General features: G+C 60.5%; 14 protein-coding genes. 8 read left to right on the plus strand and 6 right to left on the minus strand.

The window, feature by feature from the left end:
• The first annotated feature begins 10 nt into the window (after positions 1 to 10).
• From gcvPA to QNH97_RS10560, 3 genes are all read left to right on the plus strand, one after another.
• On the plus strand, positions 11 to 1414 hold the full coding sequence (gene gcvPA / locus QNH97_RS10550; RefSeq protein ID WP_283556744.1) for an aminomethyl-transferring glycine dehydrogenase subunit GcvPA: 1404 nt from the start codon (positions 11 to 13) through the stop codon (positions 1412 to 1414).
• On the plus strand, positions 1411 to 2967 hold the full coding sequence (gcvPB, locus tag QNH97_RS10555; RefSeq protein WP_283556745.1) for an aminomethyl-transferring glycine dehydrogenase subunit GcvPB: 1557 nt from the start codon (positions 1411 to 1413) through the stop codon (positions 2965 to 2967). Before gcvPA ends, gcvPB begins: the two co-directional genes overlap by 4 nt.
• A gap of 135 nt (positions 2968 to 3102) precedes the next feature.
• The gene (locus QNH97_RS10560; RefSeq protein WP_283556746.1) at positions 3103 to 4725 is read left to right on the plus strand and encodes an acyl-CoA synthetase; all 1623 of its coding nucleotides are present in this window, start codon (positions 3103 to 3105) and stop codon (positions 4723 to 4725) included.
• Between the two features lie 55 nt (positions 4726 to 4780).
• Here the strand turns inward: QNH97_RS10560 and QNH97_RS10565 are convergent, their stop codons facing one another.
• Both QNH97_RS10565 and yfcF read right to left on the minus strand, forming a co-directional pair.
• Complete coding sequence (locus tag QNH97_RS10565) at positions 4781 to 6634, minus strand: ABC transporter ATP-binding protein (protein ID WP_283556747.1); 1854 nt, start codon at positions 6632 to 6634, stop codon at positions 4781 to 4783.
• Positions 6635 to 6764: 130 nt separating this feature from the next.
• A complete protein-coding gene (gene yfcF, locus QNH97_RS10570; protein ID WP_283557458.1) occupies positions 6765 to 7397 on the minus strand; it encodes a glutathione transferase in 633 nt (210 codons plus the stop codon).
• Between the two features lie 339 nt (positions 7398 to 7736).
• On the opposite strand from yfcF, the gene QNH97_RS10575 reads away from it, so the two are divergent.
• From QNH97_RS10575 to QNH97_RS10595, 5 genes are all read left to right on the plus strand, one after another.
• Entirely contained in the window at positions 7737 to 8441 is a 705-nt protein-coding gene (locus QNH97_RS10575) for a heavy metal response regulator transcription factor (RefSeq protein WP_283556748.1), read from the plus strand.
• 32 nt (positions 8442 to 8473) lie between these two features.
• Positions 8474 to 9814, plus strand: coding sequence for a heavy metal sensor histidine kinase (locus QNH97_RS10580; protein WP_283557459.1), 1341 nt, complete (start codon positions 8474 to 8476; stop codon positions 9812 to 9814).
• Between the two features lie 167 nt (positions 9815 to 9981).
• The gene (locus QNH97_RS10585) at positions 9982 to 10242 is read left to right on the plus strand and encodes a DUF2790 domain-containing protein (protein ID WP_283556749.1); all 261 of its coding nucleotides are present in this window, start codon (positions 9982 to 9984) and stop codon (positions 10240 to 10242) included.
• A 44-nt stretch (positions 10243 to 10286) separates the two neighbouring features.
• Complete coding sequence (locus tag QNH97_RS10590; protein ID WP_283556750.1) at positions 10287 to 11342, plus strand: oxidoreductase; 1056 nt, start codon at positions 10287 to 10289, stop codon at positions 11340 to 11342.
• 64 nt (positions 11343 to 11406) lie between these two features.
• On the plus strand, positions 11407 to 12729 hold the full coding sequence (locus QNH97_RS10595; protein WP_283556751.1) for an NTP/NDP exchange transporter: 1323 nt from the start codon (positions 11407 to 11409) through the stop codon (positions 12727 to 12729).
• 36 nt (positions 12730 to 12765) lie between these two features.
• On the opposite strand, the gene glcF is transcribed toward QNH97_RS10595, so the two are convergent.
• The 4 genes from glcF to QNH97_RS10615 form a co-directional block, all read right to left on the minus strand.
• On the minus strand, positions 12766 to 13983 hold the full coding sequence (glcF, locus tag QNH97_RS10600) for a glycolate oxidase subunit GlcF (RefSeq protein ID WP_283556752.1): 1218 nt from the start codon (positions 13981 to 13983) through the stop codon (positions 12766 to 12768).
• A gap of 3 nt (positions 13984 to 13986) precedes the next feature.
• Entirely contained in the window at positions 13987 to 15051 is a 1065-nt protein-coding gene (gene glcE, locus QNH97_RS10605; RefSeq protein WP_283556753.1) for a glycolate oxidase subunit GlcE, read from the minus strand.
• Positions 15051 to 16550: a glycolate oxidase subunit GlcD gene (gene glcD, locus QNH97_RS10610; protein WP_283556754.1), complete on the minus strand. Its 1500-nt coding sequence runs from the start codon at positions 16548 to 16550 to the stop codon at positions 15051 to 15053. Before glcD ends, glcE begins: the two co-directional genes overlap by 1 nt.
• A gap of 226 nt (positions 16551 to 16776) precedes the next feature.
• Complete coding sequence (locus QNH97_RS10615; protein ID WP_502944534.1) at positions 16777 to 17769, minus strand: GntR family transcriptional regulator; 993 nt, start codon at positions 17767 to 17769, stop codon at positions 16777 to 16779.
• Positions 17770 to 18095 lie beyond the last annotated feature (326 nt).

The following is an 18095-nucleotide window of genomic DNA, read 5'->3' on the forward strand; positions in this document are numbered from 1 at the left end:
GGATAACCCCATGAGCAATCATGTCGCCCACCCCTACATGGCGAACTCCGTACCCGCCCTCAAGCAGGAGATGCTGGACTCCATTGGTGTCGACAGCATCGAGGCACTGTTCCAGCAAATCCCCGAGGGACATCGCCTGCAACGGCCGATCAACCTGCCGCTGGCACTGAACGAAAGTGAGCTGCGCCGACACTTGGTCAGTACGTTGTCGAAGAACAAGACCTGCGAGCAGAACCTCAACTTCCTTGGCGCCGGCTGTTGGCAGCATCACGTTCCGGCGGCCTGCGACGAGGTGGTACGGCGCAATGAATGGCTGACGTCGGTATTCGGCGAGCCGAGTTCCGACCACGGGCGCAACCAAGCCTGGTTCGAGTTCTGCAGCCAGCTCGGCGAGTTACTGAATATGGACCTGGTGGGCCTGCCCGTGCGCAGTTGGGGTTGTGCCGCCGGCCACGCCATCCGCATGGCCACACGCATCACCGGGCGCAACGAAGTGGCGGTGGTCCGTGCCATCGACCCGGAGCGGCTGTCGATCATTCGCAACTACTGCGAACCGGTCGACATGCCGAGCCACATCGTCGTACGCCTCGTCGACTATGACCCGAACACCGGTTTGCTCGACCTCGATCACCTGCGCGCCTCGATCGGTGCGCAAACCGCCGCCGTCTATTTCGAAACCCCGTCCTACTTCGGAGTGATCGAACAACAAGGCGCCGAGATTGCGGCGATTGCCCATGCGGCGGGCGCCGAAGTGATCGTCGGTGTCGACCCTATCTCTTTGGGCGTGCTGGTGGCACCCATCGATTTCGGCGCGGACATCGTGGTCGGTACCACGCAGCCGCTCGGCGTGCACATGAATTGCGGCGGTGGCGTCAGCGGCTTCATTGCAACCCGCGACGAAGAACTCTATGCGCATCAGTATCCGACGCTGTTCATCAGCATCGCCGAGACCACCAAGCCCGGCGAATACGGTTTTGGCCTGAGCCTGTTCGAGCAATCGTCCTACGGCTTGCGTGACAAGGGTAACGACTGGACCGGCCACTCGGTGTACATGTGGGCCATCGCCAACGCCGTGTACATGGCGATGATGGGGCCACAGGGCTTTGAAGACGTGGGCAAGGTGATCCTGCAACGGGCTCACTACGCCGCCAGGCGGCTGGCTGAAATTCCTGGGGTAGGCGTGACATTCCCGTCCGGTTTCTTCAAGGAGTTCGTGGTCAATTTCGAGGCCACCGGGCTCAGCGTGAAAGACATCAACAAGCAGTTGCTCGCACTGGGGATCTTCGGCGGCAAAGACCTGACGCAGGACTTCCCGGAGCTGGGCGCCAGTGCCCTGTATTGCGTCACCGAGATTCACACCCAGGCAGATATCGGGCGTCTGACCGCTGCACTCAAAAAGGTAATCGCACAATGAGCACCCCACTCAAGGAATACCATGCCCCCGTCTGGAGCGAACCGGTCATCATGGAGATGGGCTATCCCGGCCGCCGCGGTGTGATTTTTTCCGAGGTCGAAGCCGACGTTCAGACAGTGGTCGGCAGCGCCGCTGATTTGATTCCCGCGACCATGCGCCGCTCGCGCAAACCGGCGTTGCCGGAAATGTCCGAGCCCGAAGTGCTGTATCACTACTTGCGCCTGTCGCAGCAGACCCTGGGCATGATGAACATCAGCCTGTTCGGCACCTGCACCATGAAGTACAACGCGCAGATCAACGAGGCCATGGCCTGGCGTCCGGAAATCACCCACGTGCATCCCTATCAGGACGAAGATACCCTGCAAGGCGCGCTGGAAGTGGTGCATGGCATGGATACCATCCTGCGCGAGTTGTCCGGGATGGATCAGTTCATCTTCCAGGCTGGCGGCGGTGCCGACGCGGCCTACACCAGTTGCGCCGTGACCCGCGCCTACCATGCGTCCCGTGGTGAGCTGGCCCAGCGTGACGAGATCATCACCACCCTCCAGGCACACCCCAGCAGTGCCGCGACGGCTGCGGCGGCGGGGTTCAAGGTCATCACGCTGATGATCGAGGAGAACGGCTATCCGTCGCTCGAATCGCTGAAGGCTGCCGTGTCCAACCGCACTGCCGCGTTGATGGTGAACAACCCCGACGACATGGGCGTCTACAACCCCGAGATCCGCGAATGGGTGCGCGTGGTGCATGAAGCCGGCGGCCTGTGCTTCTACGATCACGCCAACTTCAATGGCGCGATGACCAAGATCCGCGCCCGCGAACTCGGCTTCGATGCCTGCATGTTCATGCTGCACAAGACCTTCGGCGCGCCCAAGAGTGGCGTCGGCGGCCCCGCTGTCGGGGCTTATGGCTGCTCGGCGGAACTCGCACCGTTCTTGCCGGCGCCGGTGGTCGCCTTTGACGGTGAGCGCTATCGCCTCGACCATGACCGCCCACAAAGCTGCGGCAAGATCCGCGAGTTCTGGGGCAATGTCCCGGTGATTCTCAAGGCCTACGCCTGGTCCCGCGCCATGGGGGCAGCGGGTATGGCCGAGGCCTCGGACATTTCCGTGCTGGCCAACAACTACATGGAAAAAGGCCTGTTGGCCATTCGCGGTGTCACCCGTTCCCATCCCGAGGCCACGAGTCCGCGGATGGAAATGACGCGCTACAGCCTTGAGCAACTCAAGGAAGACACTGGGGTGGATGTCCACGATGTGCAGAACCGCATGAGCGATTTCGGTATTGATCCGATGTGGAGCAGCCACCACCCGTGGCTGGTGCCCGAGCCGTTCACTCCGGAGCCGGGCGAAATGTATGGCAAGGAAGCGCTGGACACCTGGATCGCGGTGCTCGCGCGAATCTCCGACGAGGCCTACTCTAATCCCGAGATCGTCAAAACCTCGCCGCATAACCAGGCGATCCACCGGCTCAAGAGCGCGCCACTGGAAGACCCGCAACACTGGGCCATGACCTGGCGCTCGTACGTGCGCAAGAACGATAAACGTCCGGCTTGAACCAGCGGTTGCATCGATGCAGCGCCCCCGTCGATCAGGCGGGGCCGTGATCCACACCTGTTCAGAGCCAACAATCAGCCATTGGAAGTGCCCAGGCGTGCTACGCGGCTAGGGACTTCCCCACAGGAAAACCTCATGTCGATTTTCGAAACGGGCCTGGCGCCTTCGCCAGTCAATCATGTCGCGCGCTCGCCACTGAGCTTCATCGAGCGCACGGCCTCGGTCTACGGTGAGTATCCGGCGGTGATCCACGGCGCGGTACGGCGCAACTGGCAACAGACTTATGAGCGCTGCCGGCGCTTGGCCGGCGCGCTCAGTGGGCGGGGTATCGGCAAGGGTGATACGGTCGCGGTGATGCTGCCCAACATCCCGGCCATGCTTGAAGCGCACTTTGCTGTGCCAATGATTGGCGCCGTTCTCAACACCCTCAATGTACGGCTGGATGCGCCCGCCATTGCCTTCATGCTGGAGCACGGTGAAGCCAAGGTGTTGATCACCGACCGTGAATTCCACGAGGTGATTCGTGAGGCCCTGAGCCTGCTGTCCAAGCCGCCCCTGGTGGTCGATGTGGACGACCCCGAGTATGGCGAAGGCCAAGCGCTCAGCGATCTGGACTATGAAGCCTTCCTCGCTGAAGGCGACCCGCAATTCGCCTGGCAATGGCCTGAGGACGAGTGGCAAGCCATTGCCCTCAACTACACGTCCGGCACCACCGGCAACCCGAAAGGCGTGATTTACCACCACCGTGGCGCTTATCTCAATTCACTGGGCAACCAGATGACCTGGGCCATGGGCAACCATCCGGTGTACCTCTGGACGCTGCCGATGTTCCATTGCAATGGCTGGTGCTACCCGTGGACCGTCACCGCGCTGGCCGGCACCCATGTGTTTTTGCGCCGTGTGGACCCGGCAAAAATCCTCATGCTGATCAACCAGCACCAAGTCAGCCACCTGTGCGGCGCGCCCATTGTGCTCAACGCGCTGGTCAACCTGCCGGACTCGGCCAAGGTCACTTTGGATCACCCGGTCAACACCATGGTGGCGGGCGCCGCGCCGCCGGCCAAGGTCATCGGTGCGGTCGAGGAGATGGGCATCAAGATCACCCACGTCTACGGGTTGACCGAGGTTTACGGCCCCGTAACCGTTTGTGCCTGGCACGCACAGTGGGATGAGCAACCGCTCGACGAGCGGGCGAAGATCAAGTCACGCCAAGGCGTGCGCTACCCGACCCTGGAAGGCCTCATGGTCGCTGATTCGCAGACCCTGGCGCCGGTGCCTTGCGATGGCATCACCGTCGGCGAAATCTTCATGCGCGGCAACACGGTGATGAAGGGTTACCTGAAGAACCCCGAAGCCACCCGTGAGGCGTTCAAGGGCGGCTGGTTCCACACCGGCGACCTCGCGGTCCGGCACCCGGACGGCTATGTCGAAATCAAGGATCGGCTCAAGGACATAATCATCTCGGGCGGGGAGAACATTTCCACCATCGAGATCGAGGACGTTTTGTATCGTCACCCGGCGGTATTGGAAGCGGCGGTGGTCGCCCGCCCGGACGAAAAATGGGGTGAAACCCCGTGCGCCTACATCACCCTCAAAACCGACTGCCAGGCCACTCGGGAAGCCGATATCATCCGCTTCTGTCGTGAGCATCTGGCAGGGTTCAAGCTCCCGAAAACCGTGGTATTCAGCGAGTTGCCGAAAACCTCGACGGGCAAGATCCAGAAGTACGTGCTGCGGGGCTGGGCCAAGGCACTCTGAAAGGAGCCCGCTTGATCGATAGAACGCCAGCACATCACGCTATCGGCAAGCGCGGCTACTCCACTGCCTCAGCCACGCCCTGGTCCTCACCCAGAAACCCACCGCTCTGGTGGTGCCACAGCCGCGCGTAAGTGCCGTTTCTCGCCAGCAGTTCGGCGTGGGTGCCTTGTTCGATGATGCGCCCGTCATCCATGACAATCAGCCGGTCCATGGCCGCGATCGTTGACAGTCGATGGGCGATGGCGATGACGGTCTTGCCCTCCATCATTTCATCGAGGCTTTCCTGGATGGCGACTTCGACTTCCGAATCCAAGGCGCTGGTGGCCTCGTCAAGCAACAGGATAGGCGCGTTCTTGAGCATAACCCGGGTGATGGCAATGCGCTGGCGCTGGCCGCCCGACAGTTTGATGCCGCGTTCACCCACCAGGGTGTCATAGCCGCAATGACCTTGTCGGTCGCTCAGTTGGCTGATAAAACCATCGGCCTGGGCGTTGGCCGCAGCCCTACGGATTTGCTCGTCGGTCGCATCCGGGCGGCCGTAGGCGATGTTGTCGCGTATGGAACGGTGGAGCAGGGAAGTGTCCTGAGTGACCATGCCGATGGCGCTGCGCAGGCTCTCTTGCGTCACTTGGGCAATATTTTGACCGTCGATACGAATCTCACCGCTGTCCACGTCGTAGAAGCGCAGCAGCAGGTTGATCAGCGTGGATTTGCCCGCGCCGGAACGGCCCACCAGACCGATCTTTTCGCCTGGGCGGATGTCCAGGCTCAGGCCATCGAGCACCTGGCGTTCACCGTTGTAGTTGAAGCTGACATTGTCGAAGGTCACCGCGCCGCCAGCGGGCACCAGCACGCCGGCACCTGGAGCATCCACCACCTTGGGGCCAAGGGTCAAGGTCGCCATGCCATCCTGCACAGTGCCGATGCTTTCGAACAGCGAGGTCATTTGCCACATGATCCAGTGGGACATGCCATTGATACGCAACGCCATGGCGGTAATTGCCGCTACTGCCCCCGTGCCGACTTCGCCCAGGTGCCACAGCCACAAGGCATAGCCGCCGGCGCCAACGATGAGCGCGACCACCAGTGCCTGGTTGACGATCTCGAACTGGCTGACCAGGCGCATCTGGCGAAAGCCGGTGAGCTTGAAATCCTCCATGGCCGCGCGCGCGAAGTGCGCCTCGCGTTTGGAGTGCGAGAACAGCTTCACGGTGGTGATGTTGGTGTAGGCGTCCGAGATGCGCCCGGTCATCGACGACCGCGCATTGGCCTGTTCCTGGCCGACTTGCCCCAAGCGTGGCACGAAGTACAGCATGGCCAGGCCGAACAATGCGATCCAGGCAATGAACGGCAGCATCAGTTTCAGAGCGAAGCCGCCAGCCAGGGCGATGATCGCGATGAAGTACACCCCGATCCCGGGTGCGATTTCAATGAGGGTGAACAGGACTTCGCGCACCGCGAGCGCCGTCTGCATCACCTTGGTCGTCACGCGGCCGGAGAACTCGTCGGAAAAAAATGAAAGGCTTTGCCGCAGCATGAGGCGATGGAAGTCCCAGCGCAGCCGCAGTGGAAAATTGATCGCCAATATCTGGTGCTGCACCATGGTGCGCAGCGCCACCAGCCCGATGCTGGTGAGCAAGACGATGCCGATACCCCACAGTACTCGACTTTCCTGACCTTGCGCATCACCACCCGCTTTCCAGGTCGAGAGCAGGTCCACGACCTGCCCGAGGAAGGAAAACAACCAGGCTTCATAAATCGACACACAGGCACTGAGCAGCGCAAACACGAGGATGTAGCCGCGTGCGCCTCGGGTGCAGGCCCACAGGAACTGCATCAGGCCGACCGGTGGCGGTGGTGCTTCATCGGGTGGGAAAGGGTCGAGCCTTCGTTCAAACACACGAAGCATTGTGGTCTCCAAAAGATACATGATCGGGAGATTCTGCCATTTAATGGCTGCTTTGAGGGTATTGCCGAAGGACGCCGCGTGGTGGGTGTCAGGAGGGCCTGGACGAGTTCGTCAATGATAAGGGTGCAAGTTACAACGCCGGACGCTGCAGATTGACCCACTCCTGAACAGACGGTCGTTGCCATTGGCGCCGCGCGTATTCCACCAGTGCGGTGGGCACGGAGTCACCGTTGAGGATCAGTCGGTTGAGCATCAACGCCAGGTCAACATCGGCAATCGACCATTGACCGAACAGGTACTCTGGGCTTTCGGCCAACAGCGTTTGTGCGGCACCGACCAGCTTGTGCACCGCCGATTCGGCAAGGGACGACAAGGGCGCTGATTTGAGGCCATAAAACACCACCAAGGTGGAACGCTCCTGTCGGATCGGCAACAGATCACTGCGCAACCATGCCTGGACTTGCCGTGCCTTCGCACGCTGCAGTCGGTCTTGTGGGTAAACCGGCGTCAGAGGAAATACCTCTTCCAGATACTCCGTGATCGCCGAAGATTCAGACAGGGCGAAGTCCCCATGCACGAGTGTAGGCACGCGTTGCGTCAGCGAAAGATTGGCATAGTCCTCTGTCTGGTTTTCGGATGCTTCCAGGTCTAGCGGGCTCATTTCAAATTCGATGCCCTTTTCGCGAAGCACCACGAAAGCCGACATGGCATAGGGGCTGGTGAACTGAGAGTCAACGTACAGGCGCAGGCGGGAATTGTTCACGGCGGTCATCTCCATATGCATTGAAGGACACACCCTACGAGTTCCACGGTGATAAATAAAATGCAGGTTTTTCATGGGTGTATTCCTGGTCGGAATACCTTATTGCTAGCCTTGCGCATCCGTGACGGGGGGCTAGAACTGATATTAGGTAGCATGGGTATCGTTACTAGGCAGTTCCTGATGGGCGCCCGGCCAATTCTGACAAGAATGTCAGGAAGCGGTCAGCCTCAGGACACCTTTGTCCTATAGGCTGGCGAATGGTCTACACGTCTGCCCGGACCGCTTGAGGCATAAATAAGGGACTCAGGACCCGCGCTGCTTCCACAGAGGAGTTACCCGATGCGTTTGCTCATCATTGAGGACGAAGAAAAGACGTCCTCTTATGTGCATCGTGGCTTGAGCGAGCTCGGCTACATTGTTGATGTCGCGACTAATGGCATCGATGGCCTGCACTACGCGCTGGAGATGGATTACGACGTCGTGATCCTGGATGTCATGTTGCCGGGCAAGGACGGCTACGGCGTGCTGCAGGGTTTGCGCCTGCACAAGAAAACCCCGGTCATCATGTTGTCGGCAAGGGGCACGGTGGATGATCGCGTCCGGGGCCTGCGCGAGGGCGCCGATGATTACCTGGCCAAGCCCTTTTCCTTTGCCGAACTGGTCGCGCGCGTCCAGGCATTGATCCGGCGTCGTGCCGATGACTCAGCCGACCCGACGCACTTGCGCATCGATGACCTTGAGGTCGACCTGCAAGCACGCAAGGTCACCCGGGCCGGGTTGCGGCTGGATCTGACGGCCAAGGAGTTCTGTCTGTTGAGCCTGTTGGCGCGGCACCAGGGTGAGATTCTTTCCAAGTTGATGATTGCCGAGCAGGTCTGGGACATGAATTTCGACAGTGACGCCAATGTGGTCGAAGTGGCGATCAAGCGCGTGCGATCCAAGGTGGATGCGCCTTATCCACGCAAGCTGCTGCATACCGTCCGTGGCATGGGTTATGTATTGGAGAGTCGTGAAGCCGATAGCAGGCAAACGGGTACGCCATGATGAAAAGATCGATCGCCAAGCGACTCGCCCTGATGTTTGCGCTTGCAGTCCTTGTGATCACCGCGATCAGCGCGACACTGTTGCGCTGTTCTTTGAAGCAGTCGCTCGAAGATCAAATGCAAAACGAGCTGATCTTGCGCCATTCCGTCCTTGACCCCGTGCTTGCAAAATATGATTCGGCGGCGTTCTGGGTCGGCTTGCGGCAGAAGCTCGACGGCCTGACACCTACCGATGAGCGGGTGCGTTATTGGGTCCTGGTTGACAACCCGGACTACACCTATGGCGGGCCGATGCCGGACGGCCAGGATTGGTCGAAGCGCCCGGATGGATTTTTCAGCGTCGAGATACCTGAGCGAGATCGTCCCATGGTGCTGTTGGTCAAGACCATTGCCGCCATGGGTAGCCGTCCGGAGTTGCGCTTTATCGTGGGGCTTGATTCAACGCCGTTCATGAGGACTCTGGACCACTTCACCAAGATCCTGATCCTGACCTCGGCGTTGGGCGTCGTGCTGGTCGCGCTGCTCGGATACTGGATCGCGCGTTTCGGCCTGGGGCCGGTCAGGCGGCTTAGTCGTCAGGCCAACAGCCTGCCGCCGGGCGATTCGAAACAGCGACTGGACACCGAGGCGCTGCCAGGCGAATTGCAGGAACTGGCGGTGTCGTTCAACGGAGCCCTGGCTCGTCAGGAAGCCGCCTGGTGCCAGCTCGAAGGGTTCAATGCCAATGTGGCCCATGAGTTGCGAACGCCCCTGACCAACCTGATCGGGCAGACCCAGGTCGCGTTGGCCCACGGACGTGACGTGAATGAGCTCCAGGATCTGCTGCAGTCCAACCTCGAAGAGCTGGAACGAATGGGCACCATCGTCAATGACATGCTGTTCCTGGCGGGTGCCGAAAGTGGGCAGCGGGCAACAGAGCTGAGTGATGTCTCGCTTTATGAAGAGGCGTCGAAGACGGTGGAATACCTGGAGCCGGTCTTGCACGACAAACAGCTGAGCGTGGTGATCAACGGCGACATGCGCGTATGCATCGATCGGCGGCTTTTCCACCGTTCCCTGGCCAATCTGCTGCAGAACGCGGCGCGATACGCAGTGCCGGCAAGCACGATCACGGTGAGCCTGGAAAGCCATGGCCTGCAGGCCGAGGTGAGTGTTTCCAATGCCGGGGAGCCTATTGATAACGTGCACCTGGAGCGCTTGTTCGAGCGTTTCTATCGCGCTGACGCCGCCAGGGCGCGAAGCGACGCGCATCATGGCCTGGGGCTCTCCATTGTGCGGGCGGTGGCGTCCATGCACGGTGGACGCGTGTTCGCCCACAGCAAGAACGGGCGCAACACCTTCGGATTCTCCCTGACGAACCAAGCGGCGCGCTAGGCGCCGCTGCACGCTCCGGTCCAGCACTGCTGGGTCTGAGTGAACCCCCGGCGTTTCCCCGACGCTGGTGTTTGACATGTTCCTGTCAGTCAGCAGTCACCTTGACGACAGTGTCCCCCTCCTAGAGTGCTACGACCATCCCGGTAAGGACAGTCGTGGAGTCCACTATGAACATTCAAAACTTATCGATCGCCAGCTTGCTGGCAATCATCGCTTTGAGCGGTTCGCCTTTGTTCGCCAAAGAACAAGCGGATCCCCCTGATTACGAATATGGCATGCCGCTGGACGTAGCCCAGGTCGTTCGCATCGACGAGCCGAGATCGCAGGTATGCGAGGTCGTGCGAGCAAAAATGACTTACGTGAACACCCACGGGGCAACACAGCACATCAGCTTTCTGAAGTTGGCTGAGGCCTGCGTGCTCCAGTGAGCGTCCGGTCATGCCGGTTCATCATTCAAATCGAGAACTCAACCATGTGGAATAAAACTACAACACCCGTTATTGGCCTTGGCAAAAACTTCAACCGCCTCGTGCGATGGGCTCGTACCTTTGGCGCCAGCGTCGTCCTGTTGAGTGTGGCAAGCATTGAAGCGTCCGCTCGTGTGGCACCGAAACCCGACTGGTCGACCCAAGACATACCGTCCCAGATGGGCCGGATCGTCTTGATCACCGGCGGTACTAGCGGCATGGGATATGAGGATGCGCTGGCGCTGGCACGTGCCGGCGCCGAGGTGATTATCGCTGCACGCAATCCGGAACGCGGCGCGGAGGCCATCGCACGCATTCAGCAGTCTGTGCCCAACGCCAAGGTGCAGTTCGAGGCCGTGGACCTGGCCAATCTTTCATCCGTGCACGGCTTGGCTCAGCGTCTGAACCAGCGCCTGCCGCGTCTTGACGTATTGATCAACAATGCCGCCATTATGGCGCCACCCGAGCGAGGTGCATCCGCGGATGGCTTCGAACTTCAACTGGCAACCAACTACCTGGGACACTTTGCGCTGACCGGCCTGCTGGTACCGCTCCTGCGTCAAAGCGATGACCCTCGCGTGGTAAGCCTTTCAAGCATTGCCGCCAGTCGTGGCACCCTGAACTTCGCTGATCTTCAGGCCGAGCAGAAGTACGACCCGTATGCGGCATACGCGCAATCGAAACTGGCCATCCTGCAGTGGGCGTTTGCGTTGCAGCGGCGCAGTGACGCCGAGAAGTGGGGTATTCGCAGCATTGCTGCACACCCTGGTGTCGCCGTTACCGAGTTGATCGCGCGCGGCCCCGGCCTCAACAGCGAGTTCGGCCAACGTTGGGCAGAGGGGCGTGACGCGTACCACTCCGCAGCGCAAGGGGCATTGCCCACGCTATATGCCGCCACCGCGCCGGAGGCCGTCGCCGGTGCTTATTACGGCCCGACTGGTGATGAGGAAAAACGGGGTCCGCTGGGCTTTGCCAAGACACCCGCCGCCGCAACCGAGGTGGCGGATGCCGAACAGCTTTGGACCGTCTCCGAACGACTGACCGGCGTGACCTATCGCTGATGCACCCTGGGCGAATCCGTCCCGTGCCCGCCTTTTGGCCTGTAATCGTCTCTCAGGAGTTCCCATGAGTACGCCTTCCTACCTGCATCGTTTGAGCCTCGCGCTTAATGCGCAAGACGATGAACTGCGTCCGGCACTGTGCGGGTTTCTGCTGTTCCTCTGCCTTTTCACTGGCTACTTCATGCTCCGCCCGATCCGTGAATCAATGGGGATCACGGCGGGCGTGGAAAATCTGCAATGGCTGTTCACCGCGACCTTCCTGGTCATGTTGGCGGCCGTTCCGATGTTTGCCTGGCTCAGCTCTCGGGTACCACGCTTGCGCCTCGTTGATTGGGTATACAGCTTCTTCGGCATCAACTTGCTGATGTTCGTTGAGCTGTTTCAGTTCCAGTCGGATAGCGTGTGGCTAGCCCGTACCTTTTACGTCTGGATCTCGGTGTATAACCTGTTCGTTGTGTCTGTGGCCTGGAGCTTGATGGCAGATGTCTTCGACGGTGAGCAGGCCAAACGTCTATTCGCTTTCATTGCTGCGGGGGCCAGTGTCGGGGGCCTGCTGGGGCCAGCCTTGAGCGCGGTGCTCATCGATACTCTCGGCGCGTCAGGGTTGATGTTCCTGTCAGCCCTGCTATTAGGTGCCACGCTGGTACTGAAACAGACGTTGATGCGCTGGCGTGCGACGGGCGGGGCCGGTCGCCCCGGTGCCGCTCCGACACAAAGCCCGCGCCAGCCACTGAGCGGCAATCCATTCAGCGGTTTGACTGCCGTATTCAAGTCGCCTTACTTGCTGGGCATTGCCGGTTTCGTGGTGTTGTTGGCAACGGTGACGACGTTTCTCTACTTCGAGCAGGCTCGTTTGGTGGCTGAGTTATTTCCCGATCGCGAGGCGCAGGTGCGCGTCTTCGGAACCATTGATTTCATCGTGCAAGCAGGTGCATTGCTGTCTCAGTTATTCATCACTGGGCGCATTGCACCGAAGCTGGGGGTGGGGGCGTTGCTGGCGGTTGTGCCGCTGGTGATGTGTATCGGCTTCCTGGGCCTCGCCCTGGCGCCCGGTTTCGCGGTACTCGCGATGTTGATGATCGTACGGCGAATCGGCGAGTATGCGTTTGTCCGACCGGGCAGGGAGATGCTCTTCGCACCCTTGGATGCCGAGAGCAAATATAAGGCCAAGAACTTCATCGATACCGTGGTTTATCGCGGGGGGGACGCCGTCAGCGGCTGGGCCAAGAGCCTGCTCGACATGCTGGGGCAGGGTGTTGGCTTGGCCGCGGTGATTGGCGCCGGTTGTGCATTGCTATGGGGGTATCTGGGCTTGCAGCTGGGACGGCACGCCGATAGCTTGCAGGGCGAATCGGTATCAATGGAGGCTGGCGCCGCCGAAACCTAGGCATTTGTTGGATAGCGAGCGTGTTGTCCCGCTCGGTCAAGGCAGGGCGGCTTCGACCAGTTCGATCCAGTGCCTGACAGGGGTTCGGCCTGCACCGTTGAGGTGGGTCTGGCAGCCGATATTGGCGGTGACAATGACTTCGGGGTGTTCGCTTTCCAGCGCATTGAGCTTGTTGTCGCGCAGTTGCCGAGACAGTTCGGGTTGGGTCAGCGAATAAGTACCCGCCGAGCCGCAGCACAGGTGACTGTCGGGAATAGAGGTCAGGTTGAACCCCAGGCTTGTCAGGATCGCTTCAACGGCACCCCCGAGCTTTTGCGCATGCTGCAAGGTGCAAGGGCAGTGGAACGCCAGGCGCTGGTCGCTGTGTGCGCCGAGCTGATCCAGCGGCTCGTCGCGCAGTACTTCAACCAGATCCTTAGCCAGGGCACTGACCCTTTTCGCTTTGTCGGCATACGCCGGGTCGGTGCTGAGCAGGTGGCCATAGTCCTTGATGAAGGCACCGCAGCCGCTGGCGGTTTGCACTATGGCCTCGGCGCCGCTTTCTATGCCCGGCCACCACGCATCGATGTTGCGGCGGGCACGAGCAAGGCCAGTGGCCTGAGCGTCCAGGTGATAGTCCACCGCGCCGCAACAGCCGGCCTCGCGGATCGAGGTGACGCTGATCCCCAGTCGATCCAGTACACGTGCGGCGGCCGCGTTGGTATTGGGCGACAGGCTCGGTTGCACGCAGCCTTCGAGCATCAGCACTTGCCGGGTATGGCGGGTGGTCGGTCGTGGTTTTGCCGGATACACGTTGCGCGGCAATTTGCTTTGCAGTGTGTTTGGCAGCAATGGGCGAAAAACCTGGCCGCTGCTCAGCAGCCCTTTGAACAGCCCCGGATTGGGAAGGGCGCCGCGCAGTCCCGCGCGCAACAGGCGTTGGCCGAGTGGGCGTGGGACGGCTGCATCGACCACCGCCCGGCCGATGTCCAGCAAGTTGTGATAGTCGACGCCGGACGGGCAGGTGGTTTCGCAATTGCGGCACGATAGGCAACGATCCAGGTGCTCCTGGGTCTTGCGGGTCACTTCATTGCCTTCGAGCACCTGCTTGATCAGGTAGATACGCCCCCTCGGGCCATCCAGTTCATCGCCCAGCAGTTGATAGGTCGGGCAGGTGGCGTTGCAGAAACCGCAGTGCACGCAACTGCGCAGAATGCTTTCGGCTTCTGCGGCACGGGGCAGTTGGCGGGCGTCTTCGCTCAAGGTGGTCTGCATGGTTCAAAGCTCCGCGTACAGGCGACCGGGGTTGAAGAGGCCCCGTGGATCAAGTTGCTGTTTCAAGTTCCGGTGATAGTGCATCAGCGCGTCGGGCAACGGTTGGAATGGACTGTCGATCAGGCCATGGCTGTAGCAGGTCGCATGTCCGCCGAGCTCTTCGACCACCGAGCGAATGAGGGACGCTTCGGCGTCGGATTTGAGCCAGCGCTGAGCGCCACCCCAATCGATCAGTTGAGCACCCGGCAGCGACAGTCGGGGTGTGTTCTGCGGCAGGGAAAGGCGCCAGAGCGGCTGATTCTCATCGAAAAAACTCAATCGATGTTCGTTCAGGTCTTGCCAGTACGAAGCGTCCAGCCGCTCACCGCCCAAACGGTCATGGGCCGCCGCCACCGAGCCTTCGCCGCCCTCGAGCCGCAGGTGCAGGCGCTGGCCATCGTGACAGGCGGCGCTGATCGGCAGCGGTTGCTGGCCCCATTCCGCCAGGCGCAGCAGGGCACGATCGCTGTCCATCTCCAGGCTGATACTTAACGCTTGCCGCGGTTTCGGCAGGACCTTGAGGGACACTTCGGTTATCACGCCAAGCGAGCCGTAACTGCCGGCCATCAAGCGCGACAGATCGTAGCCGGCGACGTTCTTCATGACCTCGCCGCCAAAGCGCAGATGCTTGCCATGACCGGTGATGATCCGTGTCCCGAGGACGAAGTCGCGGACCGATCCTGACCAGGGGCGCCGCGGTCCCGAGAGTCCGCAGGCAATCATGCCGCCCACGGTGGCGTCTTCGCCGAAGGAGGGCGGTTCGCAAGGCAGCATCTGCTGCGACGCGTCCAGCACTTCAGACAAGTGTGCCAATGGCGTACCGCAGCGAGCGGTGATGACCAGTTCGGTCGGGTCGTAGCTGACGATGCCCCGGTGGGAGCGGGTGTCGAGGACTTCACCCGCCACGATGCGCCCGAGGAACGCCTTGCTGTTGGAACCCTGGATGCGCAGCGGAGTGGCGCTTTCCAGCGCCTGGTTGACCTGCTCCAGCAGCGAGGCGCTGTCATCCATATCGTGTTCGCTGCGCATCAGAAACGCTCCAATTCAGGGAAGGGCAACTGACCCATATGCACGTGCATGGCACCAAACTCGGCGCAGCGATGCAGTGTTGGAATATTCTTGCCCGGGTTGAGTAATCCGCTTGGATCGAATGCAGCTTTGACGGCATGGAACACGGTCAGCTCATCGCTATTGAACTGCGCACACATCTGATTGATTTTCTCGCGGCCCACACCGTGTTCACCGGTAATGCTGCCGCCGACCTTCACGCACAATTCGAGGATCTTGCCCCCCAGGGCTTCGGCACGATCGAGTTCACCCGGTTGATTGGCATCGAACAGAATCAGTGGATGCATATTGCCGTCGCCGGCGTGGAACACGTTGGCGACCCGCAGGTCATACTCGGCTGATAACGCCGCGATAGCCTGCAGCACACCGGGCAGTTCCCGGCGTGGGATCGTCCCGTCCATGCAGTAATAATCCGGAGAGAGGCGACCCACCGCTGGAAAGGCATTCTTGCGCCCGGCCCAGAAACGCACGCGTTCGGCCTCGTCGCGAGCCTGGCGCACTTCGGTGGCGCCGGCCTTTTCCAACACTTGGCGCACACGGTCGCAATCATCATGGACGTCGGCTTCTACACCATCGAGTTCGCACAACAGAATCGCTTCGGCGTCGACCGGATAGCCGGCGTGGATGAAGTCTTCGGCAGCGCGAATGGCCAGGTTGTCCATCATCTCCAGACCGCCCGGGATAATGCCCGCGGCAATGATGTCACCCACCGCGCGGCCAGCCTTTTCGACGGAATCGAAGGCCGCCAGCAGCACTTTGGCGGTTTGCGGTTTGGGTAGCAGTTTGACCGTGACTTCGGTGATCACCCCGAGCATGCCTTCGGAACCGGTGAACAAGGCCAGCAGATCGAAACCGGGTGAGTCGAGGGCCTGGGACCCCAGCGTCAGGTGTTCACCGTCGACGGTGAGGATGTCGACCTTGAGCAGGTTGTGCACGGTCAGGCCGTACTTCAGGCAATGCACGCCGCCGGCGTTCTCCGCCACGTTACCGCCGATTGAACAGGCGATCTGGGAGGACGGGTCCGGCGCGTAGTACAGGCCAAACGGCGCGGCAGCCTGGGAAATCGCCAGGTTACGAACGCCGGGTTGGACGCGGGCAGTGCGGGCGGCGGGGTCGATGTGGAGGATGTGGTTGAAGCGCGCCATCACCAGCAGCACGCCTTTTTCCAGCGGCAATGCACCGCCGGACAAACCCGTGCCTGCACCGCGGGCGACGACGGGCACCTGCCGTTCATGGCAGAGCCGGAGCACGCCTTGGACCTGGTCGATGTGGCGCGGCAGCACCACCAGCATCGGCGTGGTGCGGTAAGCGGAGAGTCCGTCGCACTCGTACGGTTTGAGCTCTTCGCGCTGGTGCAGGATTTCCAGGTCGGGCCACTGGGTTTGCAGGGCCTGCAGCAGGGCGTTTTTGTCGACGTCGGGCAAGACACCGTCGACGCGTTCATCGTAGAGAATATTCATGGTCAGTGGCGACACTCCGTTGTTTTTATTAGAGGTCTGTTCAACTCAGCTGACTTGCATGATTAGCCTGAGGCGTTCTGCTGTCTATGTCAGAAGCAGCTGGAGATACATCCAAGTTGTGAGGGTGCGTTGAGCTACCTATACATGAGGGCATTACCATGCACCACTTGATCGTGCCGCCGCCAGACGGATCGCACGCGCAGCCTATTTATCAGGCACAGACGCTTCAGCTGACTTTGGTCAAATAACTCGGCACGGGTTGTTCGGGCAATATGGACAGAACTTTTAAACGCTGGAGCATCCGATGGCGGGCGCGGTGGAGGTGTTCCTTGAGATTCAACGCCGCCGCATCGAATGCACCGTGCAACAGCAATTCTAGAATCAAACGGTGTTCGGCCATCATGGCTTCGTCTGGACCGATACCCAACTGACTGTAGAAAATCCGATTAATGGTCATGGGGCTCTGGCTCTGGCGAATCAGCGTCGCGATCTTGCGGTTGGGAATACCTGCCAGGCAGTGGCGATGCAGGTCTTCTTCCAGTCTTTCGATGTCAGCCAGGCTGCATTGCGGATTGTTCTGCGCGGCCTTGACCCGCGTGAGCATGGCTTCAAGTGCGTCCCGGCTGAGCCCGGGTGCGCTCTGGCGTAATGCCTCAGGCTCAAGGCAGGCGCGTAGTTCGTAGTCTTCGGTGACTTCCCGCGCGGTGAGCGGGCCGGCCAGCCATTGGGAGTAGGGTTCCTTTTCGACCAGCCCCCGGTCACGCAGACGCATCAACGCCTCGCGCACCACTGCCCGGCTGACGCCGTAATGTTCGGCGGCCATTTGTTCATCGAGGCGGTAGTGACCGAACGCAACGCAGGTCGATAAAGCTGCGCCAATCTCGTCAAATATCCGCTCGCCCAGCGGTCGCGTATCAACCAGTTCTTCGCTGCTATCAAGGCCAAACTGATGGTGGGTGAGGGTGAGCCGTAATGGCTCCACCTCAACTCCCTTCGGGTTGACCAGATAACCACGGCCATCGAATCGGCTGATCAAACCTTCGTCATGCAGCAGGTTCAAGGCCCTGCGCACGGGCACCCGACTGGTGCCGAACAGCTCCGCCAGGGGGGCTTCGAGCAACACAAGTCCCTGAGCCACGTCTCCGTTGACGATGGCGTCGCGCAGGACCTGGCGGATCATGGCGTAGCGGGACGCGGTGCGGGATTCCTCGGTGGACATCGATTTCATAGGCTTCTCGAAAGGCGGGCGCCGATTCTCGCACAAGTTCGGTTGTCACCGCGGGCTACGTCAACGTGCCCATTCCCAGGGCTGTTGTTACTTTTTTGCACTAAAATGTATCTTTTGTAAAAAATCCATTATTGATGTTCGGCGTTCAGGCTACTTGCCCCACACTGCAGCCGACGAATATTTGCAAGCGTTACAAGGCCTCTAGTCCGCCAATCCGACGGGTAAAGCCGTTTGCAAAGATCTACATCGCAGGTCAGGCAGATTTATCCTGGCACGCTTTCTGCCTTTATAAAACGTACATTTTACTAATATATACG

Origin of the sequence: Pseudomonas sp. G2-4, assembly GCF_030064125.1 — a bacterium.
In the GTDB taxonomy this organism is placed as follows: Bacteria; Pseudomonadota; Gammaproteobacteria; order Pseudomonadales; family Pseudomonadaceae; genus Aquipseudomonas.

What these genes read in the sequence shown, in the direction of transcription:
- gcvPA (WP_283556744.1), top strand. Translation starts at nt 11, where the DNA reads ATGAGCAATCATGTCGCCCACCCCTACATGGCGAACTCCGTACCCGCC.
- gcvPB (WP_283556745.1), top strand. Translation starts at nt 1,411, where the DNA reads ATGAGCACCCCACTCAAGGAATACCATGCCCCCGTCTGGAGCGAACCG.
- QNH97_RS10560 (WP_283556746.1), top strand. Translation starts at nt 3,103, where the DNA reads ATGTCGATTTTCGAAACGGGCCTGGCGCCTTCGCCAGTCAATCATGTC.
- QNH97_RS10565 (WP_283556747.1), bottom strand. Translation starts at nt 6,634, where the DNA reads ATGCTTCGTGTGTTTGAACGAAGGCTCGACCCTTTCCCACCCGATGAA.
- QNH97_RS10575 (WP_283556748.1), top strand. Translation starts at nt 7,737, where the DNA reads ATGCGTTTGCTCATCATTGAGGACGAAGAAAAGACGTCCTCTTATGTG.
- QNH97_RS10580 (WP_283557459.1), top strand. Translation starts at nt 8,474, where the DNA reads ATGTTTGCGCTTGCAGTCCTTGTGATCACCGCGATCAGCGCGACACTG.
- QNH97_RS10585 (WP_283556749.1), top strand. Translation starts at nt 9,982, where the DNA reads ATGAACATTCAAAACTTATCGATCGCCAGCTTGCTGGCAATCATCGCT.
- QNH97_RS10590 (WP_283556750.1), top strand. Translation starts at nt 10,287, where the DNA reads ATGTGGAATAAAACTACAACACCCGTTATTGGCCTTGGCAAAAACTTC.
- QNH97_RS10595 (WP_283556751.1), top strand. Translation starts at nt 11,407, where the DNA reads ATGAGTACGCCTTCCTACCTGCATCGTTTGAGCCTCGCGCTTAATGCG.
- glcF (WP_283556752.1), bottom strand. Translation starts at nt 13,983, where the DNA reads ATGCAGACCACCTTGAGCGAAGACGCCCGCCAACTGCCCCGTGCCGCA.
- glcE (WP_283556753.1), bottom strand. Translation starts at nt 15,051, where the DNA reads ATGCGCAGCGAACACGATATGGATGACAGCGCCTCGCTGCTGGAGCAG.
- glcD (WP_283556754.1), bottom strand. Translation starts at nt 16,550, where the DNA reads ATGAATATTCTCTACGATGAACGCGTCGACGGTGTCTTGCCCGACGTC.
- QNH97_RS10615 (WP_502944534.1), bottom strand. Translation starts at nt 17,769, where the DNA reads ATGTCCACCGAGGAATCCCGCACCGCGTCCCGCTACGCCATGATCCGC.